This is a genomic window from Microcoleus sp. S13C4 (assembly GCF_036700865.1).
GTDB lineage: Bacteria > Cyanobacteriota > Cyanobacteriia > Cyanobacteriales > Microcoleaceae > Microcoleus.
The window spans coordinates 35,302-52,437 of the sequence record NZ_JAUBPS010000023.1 but is presented as its reverse complement, the minus strand read 5'-3'; the positions used below and the strand labels follow the sequence as shown (position 1 = coordinate 52,437).

Annotated in this window: 10 protein-coding genes; 1 reads left to right on the top strand and 9 read right to left on the bottom strand. The window is 44.6% G+C overall.

What is annotated here, in order from left to right; all coding sequences use genetic code 11:
* Window positions 1-19: 19 nt before the first annotated feature.
* On the bottom strand, window positions 20-2,794 hold the full coding sequence (locus QT996_RS12270; protein WP_333046818.1) for a GAF domain-containing protein: 2,775 nt from the start codon (window positions 2,792-2,794) through the stop codon (window positions 20-22).
* Window positions 2,795-3,571: 777 nt separating this feature from the next.
* Between QT996_RS12270 and QT996_RS12265 the strand changes: the two genes are divergently transcribed.
* Window positions 3,572-3,958, top strand: coding sequence for a response regulator (locus QT996_RS12265; RefSeq protein ID WP_333046817.1), 387 nt, complete (start codon window positions 3,572-3,574; stop codon window positions 3,956-3,958).
* Window positions 3,959-4,101: 143 nt separating this feature from the next.
* Here the strand turns inward: QT996_RS12265 and cheB are convergent, their stop codons facing one another.
* The 8 genes from cheB to QT996_RS12225 form a co-directional block, all read right to left on the bottom strand.
* On the bottom strand, window positions 4,102-5,187 hold the full coding sequence (gene cheB / locus QT996_RS12260) for a chemotaxis-specific protein-glutamate methyltransferase CheB (protein ID WP_333046816.1): 1,086 nt from the start codon (window positions 5,185-5,187) through the stop codon (window positions 4,102-4,104).
* Window positions 5,187-5,387: a hypothetical protein gene (locus QT996_RS12255; RefSeq protein ID WP_333046815.1), complete on the bottom strand. Its 201-nt coding sequence runs from the start codon at window positions 5,385-5,387 to the stop codon at window positions 5,187-5,189. Before QT996_RS12255 ends, cheB begins: the two co-directional genes overlap by 1 nt.
* A 62-nt stretch (window positions 5,388-5,449) precedes the next feature.
* Window positions 5,450-7,942 (bottom strand): hybrid sensor histidine kinase/response regulator, encoded by a 2,493-nt coding sequence (locus tag QT996_RS12250; RefSeq protein ID WP_333046849.1) that lies wholly within the window; start codon window positions 7,940-7,942, stop codon window positions 5,450-5,452.
* Window positions 7,943-8,040: 98 nt separating this feature from the next.
* On the bottom strand, window positions 8,041-9,924 hold the full coding sequence (locus QT996_RS12245) for a methyl-accepting chemotaxis protein (RefSeq protein ID WP_333046814.1): 1,884 nt from the start codon (window positions 9,922-9,924) through the stop codon (window positions 8,041-8,043).
* 488 nt (window positions 9,925-10,412) lie between these two features.
* Window positions 10,413-11,873 carry a methyl-accepting chemotaxis protein gene (locus tag QT996_RS12240; protein WP_333046813.1) on the bottom strand — a complete coding sequence of 487 codons (1,461 nt, stop codon included), beginning with the start codon at window positions 11,871-11,873 and terminating at the stop codon, window positions 10,413-10,415.
* A 259-nt stretch (window positions 11,874-12,132) separates the two neighbouring features.
* Complete coding sequence (locus QT996_RS12235; RefSeq protein ID WP_333046812.1) at window positions 12,133-13,263, bottom strand: chemotaxis protein CheW; 1,131 nt, start codon at window positions 13,261-13,263, stop codon at window positions 12,133-12,135.
* 3 nt (window positions 13,264-13,266) lie between these two features.
* Window positions 13,267-14,937: a CheR family methyltransferase gene (locus QT996_RS12230; RefSeq protein WP_333046811.1), complete on the bottom strand. Its 1,671-nt coding sequence runs from the start codon at window positions 14,935-14,937 to the stop codon at window positions 13,267-13,269.
* A 381-nt stretch (window positions 14,938-15,318) separates the two neighbouring features.
* On the bottom strand, window positions 15,319-17,085 hold the full coding sequence (locus QT996_RS12225) for a R3H domain-containing nucleic acid-binding protein (protein ID WP_333046810.1): 1,767 nt from the start codon (window positions 17,083-17,085) through the stop codon (window positions 15,319-15,321).
* Window positions 17,086-17,136: the final 51 nt, after the last annotated feature.

Sequence of the window (17,136 nt, the reverse complement as noted above, 5' to 3'; positions counted from 1 at the left end):
ATACCGATCGCCCGCAGGTTTATTCTTTGATCACACGGGGGCAAGCTACGGGGATTTCAATCCTGAAATCCGCTCCCTCTCCCGGTTTCGAGAGACAGTTCAAGCTTCCTCCGTGTTTTTCCACCACAATCTGGTAGCTGATGGACAAGCCGAGTCCCGTACCCTTGCCCACAGGTTTAGTGGTAAAGAAAGGGTCAAACAAGTGGGATTTAGCTTTTTCGGCCAATCCGGGCCCGCTGTCTTGAATCCGAATCACCACAACTTGAGGGCTCGACTTTCCTGAATCATCAGCCTCCCAGTTTGGGCCCACCACCGCCGTCGAGATTTTGATCGTCTTGGGTGGGGGCTGATTTTCCAAAGAGTCGATCGCATTCGCCAAAATATTCATAAATACTTGGTTGAGCTGTCCGGGATAGCACTCTACCTTCGGCAAGTTGCCGTAGTCTTTAATTACCTCAATTCCCGGTATTAGCCCATTTGACTTCAACCGGCTCTGCAAAATCAGCAGCGTGCTGTCAATCCCTTCGTGAATGTCCACCCGCTTCATGTCGGCTTCGTGGTGCCGCGCGAAGTTCCGCAGAGACAGGACAATTTGGCGGATTCGTTCAGTGCCCATCTCTATTGAAGACAGAATTTTCAGCAAATCCGGGGCTATGAAATCAACATCGATTTCTGCGTTTTTGTCGAGAATTTCGGGGCAAGGCTCGGGGTAGTGCTTTTGATACAAGTGCAGCAAGTCCAGCAGATTTTTCATGTACTGCTTGCAATAAGTCAAGTTGCCGTAAATAAAATTAACCGGATTGTTGATTTCGTGGGCGACGCCAGCGACCATTAGACCGAGAGAGGACATTTTTTCGTTTTGGATGAGCTGAGCTTCTTTCTGCTGCAACTGCTGCAAAGTTTCCGTCAGTTGGCGGGCTTGAGTTTGGGCGGCTAAGGCTGCCGCGCGGGTTTGGGCGTAGAGTTCGGCTTGGTCGATCGCGATCGCCAGTTGATCAACCACCGCTTGCAGCAACTCCACTTCGCTCGTCGCCCAGGAACGGTGGCTGCTGTAATGGTTACAAACTACAGCACCCATTTGACCGGAGCGAGTCTTGACCGGCAGCAGCAGGTTAGAAACAATGCCGAGACTGGTCAAAAAATCTCGCGTGGGCGGTTCGATGCAGAGTGCTGTGGCCGCGTCCCCGATCCGCAGCGTTTGGCGGTGGCAAATTTTCTCGGCCAGCAGGGTTACTTGTTCGATCGGGTATTCTGTAAGCCGCTCTTTCAGTTCGGGATTTGCCGCCTCGTGGGTGATTGCAAAGCTTGGCTGCCCGTCTCGCGAGATGGAATACCACAAAAAGTAGCACTGGTCAACCTGCAACAAGCTGCGAATTTCGTTGACAGCCGTATCTAAAATTTTGTCGAGGTCGAGGGAATTCCGCATCTGGCTGGCGAGGCCGAAGAGCAGGCCTTCGCGGCGGCTCAATAATTCTTCTCGGGCCGTGATGCGATCGATCGCCACGGCGATAGCGTTAGCCATGCAACCCAGAACCTCTAGGGCTCCCTCGCTTGCCAAAGCGCTACTGCACAGAGCCAGCACTCCCACCAGCCGCTCCTCCACTATCAGCGGATAGGCAATGGCGCAGAGAGACGGGTTCGACAGTAGGCATACAGGAGCCGTTTGGAGTTTTCCCGGTTCTGCTCGCACCCAATCTTCTATTTCCCGTTCCCACCCTTCGGTGCTGACTCCTGAATCGGCCTGCAATTCTAACTGCTCTGTCTGTGGGTTGAACGTCCAGATACTCGCCTCTTTGGCGTCGAGGTAATCTACCATTGCTTCGGTGCAGCGGTTGAGGATGGGCGATATTTTCCCACCTTGTCCGAGGGCGGCACCGACTTTAGCTTGCAGGGTTCCCAAGCGAGCTCGCTCTTGTAGGGACGCGGCCGTTAATAGGCGATCGGAGGTGTCTGGGGGGCCGGCAACGATTTCTCGGATTTGTTGGGTATCGTCTGCACGCCCGATGCTCGCTGAAGTTTGCCACAAATATTGAGATTTGTCTGTTTCCCCCCGCGTTGGGAGCTTTTTTGTTGGGTATATTCTCATGCTGCTCTGTGGCGTCTGTACCGCACACAAGCTGGATGGGTTCGAGCCACGAACTACCTCGGAGATTTGCTCGCTGTCGGAGCTGATATCTTCTGCCACTGGCAACTGTTTCTGAGCTTTGAGTAATTGCCAGCGCAGCTCCACCAAACTCGCAACTTGCCGACTCAAAGCTTGCAGAGCTTCTATGGTTTCTTTTGTCAAGTCTCTCGGTACTGAGTCCATGACCGATAGCACTCCCAGCATCTGCCCCTCTGAGGTCAGGACTGGGATGCCGCCGTAAAATTTCACGAAGGGGTAGAAAACCGTTAGGGGATGCTCGCCAAATCTCACATCTGTGGAAGCGTCTCCGACAATGGCGACGGGCGGTTCCTGAAACGAATTTGCAGGGGGTTCGATCGCAAATTCGGGAGTAACTGGCGGTTGTTGCAGGGAAATTGGCTGGTCAAATTCCCAGTTTGAGTTGGACCAGGCTGCGAACTCTTCGGGAATTTTGTCCAAGGCGCGAGTGCAAAAATTCAGGTAACGGTGGGCCAAAGTTCGATCGATACCTAACTCGGACTTCAACCAGTGGCGGTTACCGTCAATCAAGCTCAAGAAAGCAATAGGAGTTCGGCTGATTTGAGCTGCCAAACCTACCAAATTGTCCAAGCAAGCGTCTGGAGCACAGCCGAGAAGCTGATACAAGTCTATGTTATGGAGCTTGAACACTTTTTTTACCAAGAGGCAAGGGTGCTTTCATCGTGTGTAACTGCCCGTCTAGTTGCTGGCAACCGCCCTTCTCAATACTTCCCTTGAAAAACAAGAAACTATGAATTCTGTGCTGGTAGACTCTGGGCGCAAGTTCGGCGCAGGCTGCTTGCGCCGAATTCAGACTAACCTCTTGACTGATCAGGAAACTTTTGAGTTATGGGAGTTAGAGCACCCCAAATCTAAGACTATATAAATTATACTTCCAGTTGACTATGCTTTTGAATATCTCCGGCTCTCTAAATCTAAGAGCCTCTGTTCGGAGGAAGCAGCTTTCCAAAATATATGACGATTGCTTACCTAGAATTTTTTAATCAGTTTAATTGTATTTTAACAGACTTGTCTAATCCTGGGTAGCGGGCTTGCTGGTAAATTTAAATCATGGGTGTGTGCCACAATACCAGCGTCCTTTAGCGAGCTGTGCCTTAGCCGACAGTTCAGCTACAGTTACGAGATGAATTACAAAAGATTGGTAAGATGTTAAACTTTGTAACAATAGTTACTCCAACTCGACCTTCTAGGGTTTCTGGGCCCGGATGCACATTTTGCAACTGTTGTAATCGCCGATCAACAACTCTCCCAATCCCTTTTTTCGAGTTTGAGGTAAAAAAACAGGACTAAACTTTCTACTAATGCTCCAACGGGTTGGCAACTATTGCACAGAGGCAACTCTAAAAAAATGACGGTGGGAATTATGTTTTGTATTTTCAAGAACTATAAATAAAGAGGGAGAAGAATATGTCTGCAATTAGCAGTCAAGTACCAACTATTTTGGCAGTTGATGATAGCGTCGTGATGCAAGGACTTGTTAAACAGGCCTTAAGCAAAGAGTTTAGAGTTCTCGTAACCGACAATGCAGTGGATGCTTTGTCAACGATTTATCACGAACAAATTTCTGTTTTGTTGCTGGATGTTTCGATGCCTGGTATTGACGGATTGGAACTCTGCCGCACGGTACGCAGCTTGCCTCAGTTTCAGAATTTGCCGATCGTAATGCTGACAGCGCGAGATGGAGCCTTTGATAAGGTACAGGGGCGTTTGGCGGGAGCAACAGAGTATTTAACTAAGCCGTTTGATGCTGAGAAGTTGCGCGAGGTAATTGGTAAGTTTATCAAAATCAAATAATCGGAATAAAAAATCATTTTTGAGTAATTAATGAAGTAATTTGAGTAATTAATGAACTACCAAGTTGCGATCGCGCTCTCTTATGCCCGATTTTTTTAAGAAGTCGCGGATCGGGGTATTCTGCACTATTTGCGGGGTAAGTCCTAAATTTTTAATTTAGCCAGGAGTAAGGGAGCGATCGCACTGACAGGTAGAACATATTGGGCGGCACCGAGGGCGATCGCCTCCTTGGGCATTCCGAAGACAATGCAGCTAGCTTCGTCTTGGGCGATTGTCAAACCGCCCTGTTTAGCGATAGCCAACATTCCGTCAGCACCATCTCTACCCATTCCTGTCAGCAAAACCCCCGCTGCCCCCCGATTATAAAAATTAGCTACCGATTTAAATGTCACCGTTACAGAAGGGCAGTGTCCCCCGACATGAGCAGCTTCTGAATAAACAAATCGCCCTTGAGAGTCCAATTCTAAATGACGTTTTTCGGGCGGGAAATAAACAGTCCCCGCTTGTGGCAATTCCCCAAAAGAAGCTATCTTAACAGGCAGTTTCGATTCATTACCTAGCCAATCAACTAATCCTTGCAAAAAACCTTCACTGATGTGCTGGACACAAATTATAGGCACTGGAAAACTAGCCGGAAATTTAGAAATCATCGTGTACAGCGCTTGCGGGCCCCCTGTAGAAGCCCCTATAGCCAATACTTTAATAGTTGAAGATTTAACATTTTCGTTGAAAAACTTGTAATTAGCAACTGGTGCTTGGTTGATTTTTAAAATTTGATTATTATCTTCTGGGTGCATCGTTTTTTGATGCCGTGTAAATACTTTAACTCCTGAGAGGATTTTCACTTTAGCTATTAATTGATTGCCTAGACGATCGTAATCTGATACCAAGCCGCCAATCGGTTTCGGAAAAACATCCAATGCACCAGCCTTTAAGACTTGAAATACATTCTGAGTATCATTCGCTTGCACTGAAGCACTAATTACTAAAATTGGTAGCGGATATTTCTTCATTACTTCTTTCGTAAATTCTAATCCGTTCATTGGTGCCATGTTCAAATCTGTACAGATTACTTCGGGGTGAAGTTTCGGGATTAATTCTAGTGCTTCTAACCCATTGCAAGCGGTTCCTACAACTTTGATTTCGGGCGAGGAATCAAAAATTCGTTTGAGGACGATCGTAACTACTGGAGAATCTTCAACTAACAATAGTTTAATGGGCGATAACATCAGTTTGCTAGGAAATGGGGAATGGGGAATAGGGCACTTGTGCTGCCCTTCGACTTACTTTCCTTCGGGGAAGCTGAGCGGGCAAACCGCGCTGGGCGAGTGGCTACGATCAGCACGAGTCGCTCAGTAACCGCGTAGTCAAAGTATTGGGCATTGATGAGCGTCGATGCACTGGTAATTGTGCGCTGGGCACTGGACATTGGGCCTTGCTAATTGGTAGTAAATAACAAATGCCTCATAGCCAAGGAGTAATGACTAATGCCTAAACTAACCTTTTTAGTGTCTCTACCAACACATCTTGATTGAAAGTACCTTTAGGAATATAAGCATTAGCCCCCGCATCAGCGCCTCTTTTTCTATCTTCATCCGATGCCAAAGATGTCACTAAAATTATCGGCAACTCACTGTATTGTTTTTGCTCCCGAATTTTAAGAGTCAGAGCCAAACCGTCTAAATTTGGCATTTGTACGTCAGAAATCACAGCATCAAAATCGCGAGTTTTCAATTTATGGAAAGCATCCAATCCGTCTACCGCAGTAACAACTTCGTAACCCGCACCTTCCAGGATGCGCTTTTCTTGAGTGCGCGTAGCGATCGAGTCTTCTGCTAATAGTATAACTTGTTTTCTAGTGGCAGTCTCAAGTTGCGATCGCGCCCCAGAAACCCCACGGGACGACACTTGCTGGCGTACAGATTTTATCAAATCGTGGGGATTGAGTACCATACAAACTTCCCCAGTACCCAGAATTGTGGCACCCGAAACATTTCGCACCCGTTTCAGCAATTGACTTTGAGGTTTAATCACCACATCCTGTTCGTCTATCAAAGCGTCTACAAATAATCCCAATCTTTCCTCCCCAACTTTCAAAACAATACAAGGCATTTTTGAAGAAGTTGAACTTAGGAATTCTTGGGATTTTTTTTTCATAATTGCGCTCCCCGTTTCCTGTCTCAAGTACCGATTATTTTTCCAGCCTTGTCTATGGTTTAATTCTAGTAAATCTGTCAGATGAGCAACTGACAGAGGCTGACCGTTTGAAAGTATAGTTTCCTTACCTTCTATAGCAAATATCTCAGACTGAGACACCTGTTTTGCCGTGTCTACAAACTCTACGGGCAGAGCATAAGGAATATCTTCAACTACTACAATTAATACATTGGCTGTAGCTAAAGACGTGCTTATTTGCAGCCTCAAGGTGCATCCTTTTCCCGGTAAAGACTCTACTTGAATACTACCTTTTAGGGCTTCAACATTAGTGCGAACTACATCTAAACCCACCCCACGCCCCGAGACTTCAGTAACAAAATTTTTGGTCGAAAAACCAGGACTAAAAATTAAAGATTGTACTTGAGTCTCGGTCATTTCTGCGAGTTGTTCAAGCGTACAAATATTACGTTTTACCGCCGTTTGTTTAATACTCTCTAGATTTAGTCCTCGACCATCATCAGCAACTTCAATAATAATATTGCTAGCCCTATTATAGCCTTTAATTCGGAGAGTAGCCACAGGATGTTTACCTATTTTTGTCCGTTCTTCCACAGTTTCAATACCGTGGTCGATCGCATTTCTAATCATGTGCATTAAAGGGTCTTTCATTTCCTCTAAAATGCGTTTATCTGCTGTAGTTTCGCCTCCTTCAATCACTAAGGCAACTTCTTTACCTTCCCGTTTCGCTAAGTCTCGTACAGTTCGAGGAAATAAATTAAAAATAGTAGACAAAGGCAGTAGTCTCAGAGTGCGAATTCCTGATTCTAATGCCTCGGCGATTAATTCGAGTCTGGCAGTATCTTCATAAACTCGATTTCTCAAGCAGTTGACTAAAGTTCCGAGACGTTCTAAACGTTCTTCTGTACGTTGATAGTAATCCTGCAAGTGGCTAAATTTAGCGTTGGCTTTAATACCGTTTTTATCTATTTGCATCCTACCAACAGTCAAGCTCGTTACAAAATATTCTCGGCTCCACTCTTCCCACAAAGTTGTAATTTGTTCTATCTCTGCAACTCGGTGCCCTAGCCGAGTTTTTGTGACAGTAAGTTCCCCCGCTTGAGTCATTAAATCGTCTAAATTTTGAGTAGCAACGCGAATGGTTTCAATGCGGTAAGATGAGGTTGAGGATGCAGTAACTGGCAACTGCGAAGCCGACGCGGCGGGCCCAGAAGGTGCAGGCGAGTGTTGAGCTTGCAGTAGAAATCCGGGCTTGGATTCTAGGGGTAAAAAAGAGGAATTTTTCTCTAACTTAGGAACTTCAGAAGTTTCAACAGTTGTTTCTATTTCTTGGGTAGGAGGCTCAGTAAATTGCGGTTCTACCAACGGTTGTTCTGGTACTTGTGAAGAAGAGGTATCTACTATTGAGGTGGCATCCTGTGGCTGTGGCTGACTAGAAGCACCCATCATGCTAGCGAGGATGGAAAAAGTATTAACGCCGGAATCTTCGCCGGTAATGGCTTCGTTAACGAGTTTCCGCATGGCATCTAAACCTTGCGAAAGTCGATCGCTAATATCGGAATTCAGTTGAGTTTGTCCCCGCTTGATAGCTTCCAAAATATGCTCCATTTGATGAGCTAAAGATGCTACATTTTTTACGCCTAGCATCCCAGCATCACCTTTAAGAGAATGGGTTTCCCGCAACAATTGTTCTAGTTTAGCTAAGTCGCTCGGATGTTGTTCTAAGTACAGCAGTCCGTCATCTAGTTTCTGTAAGTGTTCTTGACTAGCGACTTTAAATACATCTCGAAGTTCTTGATCTTCAATCATCATATATGTTTTTGAGTAATAGGTAATTGAGCATGGCTCATGGGCAATGATAATTATGTTGAATACTCAGTCGATTGCTAAGGACTAAGGACTAATGACTACACTACTTCTTTAAGATTAAAGGCAGCTTCTGTGAGTTTTTGAGTGCCGATTTTAACTTGAGTAATACCACTGACTGTTTGAGACGCGGATTCCTTCATAGAACTCATAGTATCACCTACTTGCTGAATCGCGATCGCCTGCTCTTTAATATTAAAATAAATTTGCTGGTTGCTAGCAAACACAAGATTGCAAGCTTCCCTCACACCCGTAAAAGCTTCTGCCGTATCTTGTGCTGTTTTCACCCCTTCTGCAACCGTTTTGCGGCTATCTTCAGTTACTTTCACCGTTGAATCGATCGCGCCCTTAATTTCTGGAATAATATCATTAATCTTTTGTGCCGCTTGTTGGCTTTCATCTGCTAACTTACGAATTTCTCTTGCTACCACCGCAAAACCTTTACCGTACTCCCCGGCTCTGACTGCTTCAACAGCGGCGTTGAGAGCCAGCATATTAGTTTGGGCGGCTAAATCGCTAACCAAACTTGCGAGAGTCGATATATTGCCAATCTGACTCGTGCTGTCATCGAGTCGATGATTTTGCTTAGAAATTGCCACCACAGCTTCTCTAAGATTCAGCATTTGATTGAGAGTTTGATCTACCTTTTTAGTACCTTCTTCGGCTAGATTTAAAGCTTGGCGAGCGGCAAGGGCAACAGACTCAGCTTGCTCGGCTGTTTGCTGAGAAGATATGCCCAAATTTTCTAGAGTTATAGTTGTTTGATTAACCGAGACAAATTGCCTATCTGCTATTTGCTCTTGTCGATTCATATTAGATTCTATTTGCAGTGAAAATGACGATATTTGGTAAATTAAACCCCGAATCAGAGCAACAATTTTTTGCAAAAAAAACCATCCCAATCCCAGCACCACAGCCAGAGAAACAATAACAATAATCGCTGCTATTTTTTGAAGAGAATCGATCGAATCAAATAGCAGCTTTTTGGGTGAAGTATCCACGATTACTAAAAATTTATTGGTATTTTTTGGGCTGGGAAAAACTGTATTATAGCTAATCACTAGATCCCTATTATCAATATTTCCCTGACCACCTGAGAGTATTTTTGCAACAATCTCCTGTGAATAATCATTTTTGACATTTTCATTAGTTTGGAGTTCAAATCCCCAGGCTTTTTTAGAATTGGGATGAGCCAGATAATACCCATCTTGATTTAAGATAAAAGATTGGTCTGATAGTTCAGGATTGAAGTTTTTAACCATATCGATCAAAGTGCTACCCAGAGCATTCGTAATTAAAAAGCCTTGTCTTTCTCCTTTAGGATTAAAAATTGGAGTTGCGTAGCGAATTGTTGGCTTGTAAGGAATTTCTATTTTCCCCCTTTCCTTATTCAGATTTAAGGAAGACACATAGACTTCTCCTGGTTTTAGCTTCATAGTTGCCGAAAAGTAATCTGTGTCAGCTTTGTTTTGTAGTTGAGAATCTGGAATAACTTGAATATTTGTCCCGTCAGAATCTACGCGCACGATCTCCTTACCGCTGTTATCTATGTAACGCAATTGCATATAATATGGCTTTGCCTCCATCATGGATAAAAATGTGAGTTGCATTCGCTCAACCCAATCTTTATAAGGTGAATTAGTTTGTTTGTCTACTCCATTTCCTTCTCTAGCTCTAATCATTCCCTGAACAGCGGGAGTTTTGCGGAGAAACAAAATATCGGTTCTCAGATTTTCAAATTTGTTAATCATTTGATTTGCCGTGGAATCCACACTGTCACTAAGGGTTATTAATGCTAAATTTTGCAGTGCTTCTGTTGAAGAAGAAATTCCATACCAACCCACAATAGATACTGGAATCAAGGTACTTAAAATTAGGAGCAGCAGCAGTCGGTGCTGCATTTTTTGAAAAAAGTTGTTAATCATTGGTTACTATAAATGGGTTACTGGTAACTTGTACGCTCGCATAGTCTAAGTATAGGGAATTAGAAGATTGTACGCTGGCGTAGCGGATAGCATCTCATATTTGTAAAAACACTTCTTCTGGCTCCTTCCTTTTGGCTCCTGGCTCTTGGCTCCTGGCTCCTAGCTCCAATTTCTAGCTTGGCTGCTTTCATTGAGATTCTCCCGCGTAGCCAAAGTATAGGTAATTGGAAAATTGTACGCTGGCGTAGCCGAAGTATAGGGAATTGAGAATTGGTAGTAAAGAAAAAATAACAACTCCCAAATAATAATAACTCACAACTCACAACTAACTACACTGCTAATTGGAAATTATGTTTTGATTTGCACCGAAACCAATTATTAGTCCCGTTAATATCGCTGGAATTGTAGCGAGGTTAATCGCCAAAGCAATTGCTTTAATTCTTAAGGATATATTTGGCATTTTTGGGTACTCATAATTTATTTATCTCCTACAAAACTGCTTTCAAATCTAAGGCTGCTTCATTCAATTTTTGAGTGCCGACTTTAGTTTGACTGATACCGCAAGCGGTTTGGGCTGCGGCTTGATTGAGGGAGTTCATAGCTTGCACTACCTGTTCGATCGCGATCGATTGCTGTTTGGCATTCAGCGAAATTTGCTGAGAACTCAAAACCACATTGTTAATGGCATGGGTCACTCCTGCAAATGCCGCTGCGGTTTCTGAGGCAATATTCACGCCCGATTCCACTGTTTTAGTCCCTTCGTCTGTCACCATTACCGTTGAGTTAATCGCCCTTTGAATATCAGCAACTAATAGATTAATTTGCACTCCTGATTTTTTACTGCGATCGGCAAGTTTGCGAATTTCTGACGCCACCACGCCAAACCCCTTGCCGTGTTCTCCCGCCCGCACTGCTTCAACAGCAGCATTGAGTGCTAACATATTAGTCTGATTCGCCAAATCGCTAACTAAAGTTGAGATATTACGAATGTGATCGGTTTGTTCGCTCAACTCTATAATTTGTCCTTGGATATCTTGAACTTTAGTTTTCAAAGTTGCCATTGCTTCTAAAGTTTGTTCTACAGCTTTTGTGCCACCTCCAGCTAAATTTAAGGCTTGCATTGCTTGAACCACGGCGGTTTCGATCTGCTGTGATGTCGCCCTGGAAGATGCTCCCAATTCGTCCATTGTAGTAGTAGTTTGATTTACTGAAGCTGCTTGCTGACTTGCCATGCGTTCCTGTTCTTCCACGGTAGCTGCAATCTCAGTGGAAGAAGAGGCGATCGAGCTAATTGCCCGATCGATAGTTTGGGCAATTCGTGATGAAATCAGCCAAGCTATAACCGCACCTAACACCAATAAAAACACGGAACCAAATACCAATACCGAACTCAATAAAAGTAAAGATTCCTTCGTTTTTTTTGTGGATTGCTTAATCAAATCTAATTCTATTTCGCGAAATTGCCGATTCACTTCCACAAATTCATCCACAAATTTTGTCATTTTTCCTGTATTAAATATAGCCACTGCTTCCGCTGTCTTATTTTGTTGTAACAACCTAACTATTTCGCTAGAACCATCATAATACTCGTTGGATAGATAAAGCATTTTCTCTAAACGAGTTTTCTGCTCGGGATTTTTAATCATAAACTCCACACTCTTAGCCGACTGGCGAGCTAATTCTCCACCTGTTTGAAAATCATTTAAAAACTGCGGATTTTTATTAATCAAATACCCGCGCAAACCCCGTACCATTTGGTCAGCACCTGCAGACATATTATTTGTGTGACTGAGCACTTTTTCGATCCTTTCTACTTCTTGAAAATTCTTCAATACCTGTTCTGTCGTTGTATAAATTAGCACAGGGCAACCTAAATATATAGCTGCTGGTGCTACATAGGCAAGCAGCATTCTATTTCTAATATTTAATTTTATTAAGTTAGCCAACATATTTTTTCTCCTTAATTTAAGTAAGTGCATACAGGAATTAGATTCCTTAGTGAAATATCGCTTGAAAAGCGGATTTGGTATAACTAACTTCTTTAGCCATGCACGCATTTCAAGATAATTATCTCATGCTGAGTCCCGATCCTTACCAGTCCTGAGCTGTGCGTTGGATCGGGATTGCGAAGGAAATGAAGTATCAAGCCAGATGCTTCACTTGACTCATGATACATAGGCTTTGCGTAAGTCCTGTTCTTGATTTGATTCAAACCTCTTCATCAACAACAACTCCTCCTTTTGTCAGCAGTTTTTGCAAGTTCAGAATAGCCATCATTTTTTCCCCGTAAATAGCCGTCCCCCGTAGATATTCGCGGTTAGCAGAATGCAGCGCTGCCGGAACAGCAGCCATTTCCGACACATTTAAGTATATAATATCTAATATTTCGTCAACCACTATGCCAGCGACTAAATCCGCCACTTCAACAATGATCGCCTTAGAGAGATAATTTGCAGTATCCAACATATTTAAAGACATATTTAAAACACTGCGAATATCAATTAGCGTCACAATTTCTCCCCGTAAATTTATATTTCCCACTATGCGATCGGGAGTGCAAGGAACCGGAGTTACTTGGTTAATATCAGTAAATTCGCGCACTATATCCAACGGAATACCAAAGTATTCACCATTCAAAACCAACACCGCCAGGGAGATATTAATTGCCGCCTCATTTTCCCCCTCGCCTTGCAGCCTCAAATTATTAGCCCGCGATTTAAAAATTGCCTTTTCTTCCGGCGTAGCTTGCGGGCAAAAAACGTGACGATTGCTCAAACTTTTAGGATTTTTGCCTAACAATTTTGCATTTATTGACCACGGTAAATTTTCCGTGTCTGACTCACCTGCTGTTTCTTTATTACCTGCATTGCTTGGAGAAACAGGCCAGCTTTCCTCGGACTTTTTGGGAGAAGATCTAATTAGGGAATCGAGGTTCAGCAGCATGATAATATCGGCTTCGCAGCGGGCCAATCCAGCTACAAAATGATGAGAGGCTTGTGAATTCTCTCGCCCGTAAGATAGCTGCGGAGTGATAGCATCTTCTGAGATTTCCTTAACTTCGCGAACTTGATTGGCAATTATACCGACTTTCGATTCTTGCCACTCTATGACGATCGTACTATCTGTCACAGCATACTCTTGCCAAGCGTATCCAAAACGAAGATTCAGATCCATCACTGGCAGAATTTCGCCCCGAAGGTCGATCGCCCCAACAATATCTTGAGGTGCTTCTGCAATTGCTGTCAACTCCGGCAGCAAGAAAATTTCCCGAACATAACAGGCTTCTATACCGCAGAGAAAACCGTTCTGTTCAAAGATAAGATACGGTTTAGTTTCCATATTTTAGTGTACAGTTTCTTTACTGTATAATCTTAACAACTTTTTTTTAACATTCATCAGCAATTGACTAGCTGTCATTTTCCCCTGTGAATCTATGGGAGTGTTGGGCGGTAGTGCTTTCAGGATTTCACAAGATGAAGTGTACATTTTAATAGCTCTTTTTACTTGACCTTCTTTATGGTATATATTCCCTAGTTCTATATAAGCTGAAACAAAAGATGGACACATATAAATAGTCCTCTTTAATAATTTTTTTGCTGTTTCCAATTGCCCCTGTTCTTCAGCAATTTGAGCTTGTAAATAATCAGTATATACTGAGCCAGGCTCTACTTTCCTAGCTCGATTACAGTATTCTATTGCCTGAGAATAATTCCCGGCATTTGCCTGAACTTGAGCGATTAAAAAATAAGCATCAAAATTATGCCCCTGCAAGTCTATTGCCTCTTGTGCCTTGCTGATTGCCTCAGCATAATCTTTATCTTTAAATAATTTTTTAGCCTCTAAAATGAGCATTTGAGGCGTTTTATTTTGAGTATTTTCTGCTATTATTTTTTCTGTAACTGACACGACATTGTTCGGCAAGCCGTTCTCCACATAGCAAGAGGGCAGCATTTTTCCCAGCGGATTAGTTATGTTTGATACGGGCGGCATCTGGGGAAAATTGCTGTTAGTAGTAACATTAGGTGGCCTCGTTTCCCCTGTTAGCAACTCACCACTATCATCGCCCATAGTATCTGCTTTCGGGAATTCCCGAAATGCCGAGTTGGCTTCCCCTACCGTCGCAACCCTAGACTCTATTTCACAGCCTTCCTCCGGTAATGAATTCCGACGCTCATACACCACCGACTCCGGGAAAATCTTGGGTTCAAACTCGTTCATAATTTGACCGAAAACTTCAGCGTGACCAGTCATTAAATATCCTCCAGGTCTGAGGGTCTTGGAAAATTTTTTCAGTACCAGTGAAATATACTTATGTTCAAAATACACAAAAACGTTTCTACACAAAATTAAGTCTATGTTATAAATATTTTGGTAAATATTAGGAAACTCATCTGTGATTAAATTTACACAGCTAAAGTTGACACTTTGGCGCAATTCTAGATTAATTTCCCAATCATTTTGCCTCTGATGAAAATACTGCTTTTGTATCTGCGGTTCAACCAAGCGAAACGACCAATGACTGTAAACTCCCTGGGGGGCTTTTTTGATTACTTTTTTATTGATATCTGTACCTAATATTAATATTTTCCATTGCTCCCAATCGGGAATCAACTGTTTTAAAACAATAGCTAAAGAATAAGGTTCTTCACCGGTGGAGCAGCCCGCACTCCAGATTCGCAGTGTCGGCTGCATTCCCAATGTCTTGTGCAAGTTTCTTTTCTGCTCTATCAATTCAGGAAAAATTACTCTTTTTAACAGAGCAAACTGTCCTTTATCTCGCATGAAATAACTTTCAATTGTTGTTAATAGCAATACTAATTCGATCCATTCATTTTTACCTGCATTTTTTTTATCGGTTAAAAGTTTATAATATTTTTCGGGTTCCGTGATTTTTATTGCTCTCATTCGACTCAGGATTTTATGAGACAAATCCGCTCGATCTTGGGATCTGATTCGCACTCCAATCTCAGTAGTAATTAAGTTAATAAATAGCTGAATTATGGAATCATTCATGTCAACTCAGGTAGATTCGTTTAATAATTTTGGAAGGGGCAACTTTTACTGAGCTGGTGCTGAGTTTGTGCTGAGCATAGTTGCTAGCCTGCGGCTCGTCCGTTCGCGAAGGCGAAGGGAGCGGAAGGATAGTGCGTAGCTGAACTATTAGGAATTGGGGAACTTGTAAGCTCGTGTATTTCAAGTATGGGGAATTGGGAATTATAAATTGGGAATTATAAATTGGGAATTTAGCCGATCGCATTAACAAGAACAGTGTTACACCACATCATATCAGAAACTTGCCAGCTACTTAAAGGAAAAAGGCAGAAGGTAGAAGCCAGGAAAAAATTATCCCTTCTGCCTTCTACCTTCTGCCTTCAAACGCACCAATCTCCAACTTTAAGCTGGATATATCCGCAGGCGGCGATTGGGTTCTTCTCCAAAACTGTGGGATTTCAGGTGATAGTGTTCCACAAGTTCGTGCTGCATTTTACGGACGTTGGGAGAACGGGGTAGGAGTTCCACCGGCTGTCCCTTCGGAATGACAATTTGCTCGACTGCTAAGCGCGTTTCTTCGAGAGCTTCGAGCTCGTCAGAAGAACCGCTGCGGGCGAATAAGGCGAGGTCTGCCACTTCCGGGGTGCCCGGGTCATCCATGTCCAACAGGCGCCGCAAAGCTCTGGCTACGTGGGGAATAGTGGCGGCCTTAATTGTGTGCACGGGAACTTGGCGAGTTTTGGCCAAGTGCCTCAATTTCGACTGGTTCCGAACGTTCGATCGCAAAGCCACAACCACGTCAGCACTCTCAATATCCTTCGTCAGCAGTACCGGCAGGTTCAGCGTCGAAATCACCTGTTCGAGCTGGTGGCGAGGTATGCCGTAAGGATAAACGTGGAGGGGCAAATCTTCGCCGTTAGGGCCGACATTATGGGAATAGCGTCCGGCCTTGGGTACCGGTTCGACGGACAGGGATTCTTCGAGCAGTTGCTCGAAATACCGAGTCTCAGAAACCGGCGCGCTCTTAGCAGCTAAGTTCTCGCTGGGAGCGGGCATCGGCACCATTTTGCCAGCACTCCGCCACCCAGAGATCGGTGTGACGGGCCGGATTGCCGATACCGCAGCCGGCCCGCTGGAAGCTGCCATCCCCGGAAACCGGGCAGGGGGAGCGGCCGACTCGCGCTCGATAATTACTTCTCCTCTCTCGCTGACACTTCTGATTTGCTGGTTCGGTTCGCGTCCCCGCAGCAGAGTGTCGATCGCATCTGCAACTCGCTCGTGTATTACCCAGCGCTCGCGTTCGAGCATTTCGATGGCAATTTCAAAAGTTGGAGGTGCTTTGCGCTCCAAAACCGTCTTTTGAGAACCGCGGCGTCTTGCTTCGTCATCTCCCAGCGTCACCGCTTGGATGCCCCCAATTAAATCTGCCAGAGTCGGGTTTTTCATCAAGTTTTCGATCCGGTTCCCGTGGGCGGTACCGACCAACTGCACGCCCCTTTCGGCGATCGTCCGAGCCGCCAAAGCTTCGAGTTCCGTGCCGATTTCGTCAATCACGATCACTTCCGGCATATGGTTTTCCACTGCTTCGATCATGACTTGGTGCTGGAGTTCGGGACGGGAAACTTGCATTCTGCGAGCTCTGCCGATCGCCGGGTGTGGGATATCTCCATCTCCGGCGATTTCGTTGGAGGTGTCGATAATTACCACCCGTTTTTCCAAGTCATCGGCGAGAACGCGGGCAATTTCGCGCAGGGCTGTGGTTTTGCCGACTCCGGGGCGACCGAGCATCAAAATTGACTGACCGGTTTCCACCAAATCGCGGATTATGCCGATCGTCCCGAACACAGCGCGGCCCACCCTCAAAGTCAAGCCGATAATCTCGCCGCTGCGGTTGCGAAGGGCGCTAATTCGGTGCAGGGTTTGCTCGATACCGGCTCGGTTGTCGCCGCCGAAGTGGCCGACTCGCTCAATGCAATAGTTGAGGTGTGCCTTGGAAACCGGTGTTTGGGAAAGAGGTTCGGCCAAGGATGGAAAACGAGCTTCAGGTCGGCGGCCCAAATCCATGACAATCTCAATGAGATTGTTGCGCTGCGGGTGCTGCTCTAAGGGCTGCCGGATCTCATCTGGCACGATGTCTAATAATCTGTTGAGGTCGTCTGTAATCTGCATTCGCCTCGATGTGTTCGGTGACGTTTTCAACTTTTTAGTCAGTTGTCAGTT

Coding starts and splice junctions, on each gene's coding strand:
- QT996_RS12265 (WP_333046817.1), top strand. CDS start 3,572: ATGTCTGCAATTAGCAGTCAAGTACCAACTATTTTGGCAGTTGATGAT.
- cheB (WP_333046816.1), bottom strand. CDS start 5,187: ATGTTATCGCCCATTAAACTATTGTTAGTTGAAGATTCTCCAGTAGTT.
- QT996_RS12255 (WP_333046815.1), bottom strand. CDS start 5,387: ATGTCCAGTGCCCAGCGCACAATTACCAGTGCATCGACGCTCATCAAT.
- QT996_RS12250 (WP_333046849.1), bottom strand. CDS start 7,942: ATGATTGAAGATCAAGAACTTCGAGATGTATTTAAAGTCGCTAGTCAA.
- QT996_RS12245 (WP_333046814.1), bottom strand. CDS start 9,924: ATGATTAACAACTTTTTTCAAAAAATGCAGCACCGACTGCTGCTGCTC.
- QT996_RS12240 (WP_333046813.1), bottom strand. CDS start 11,873: ATGTTGGCTAACTTAATAAAATTAAATATTAGAAATAGAATGCTGCTT.
- QT996_RS12235 (WP_333046812.1), bottom strand. CDS start 13,263: ATGGAAACTAAACCGTATCTTATCTTTGAACAGAACGGTTTTCTCTGC.
- QT996_RS12230 (WP_333046811.1), bottom strand. CDS start 14,937: ATGAATGATTCCATAATTCAGCTATTTATTAACTTAATTACTACTGAG.
- QT996_RS12225 (WP_333046810.1), bottom strand. CDS start 17,085: ATGCAGATTACAGACGACCTCAACAGATTATTAGACATCGTGCCAGAT.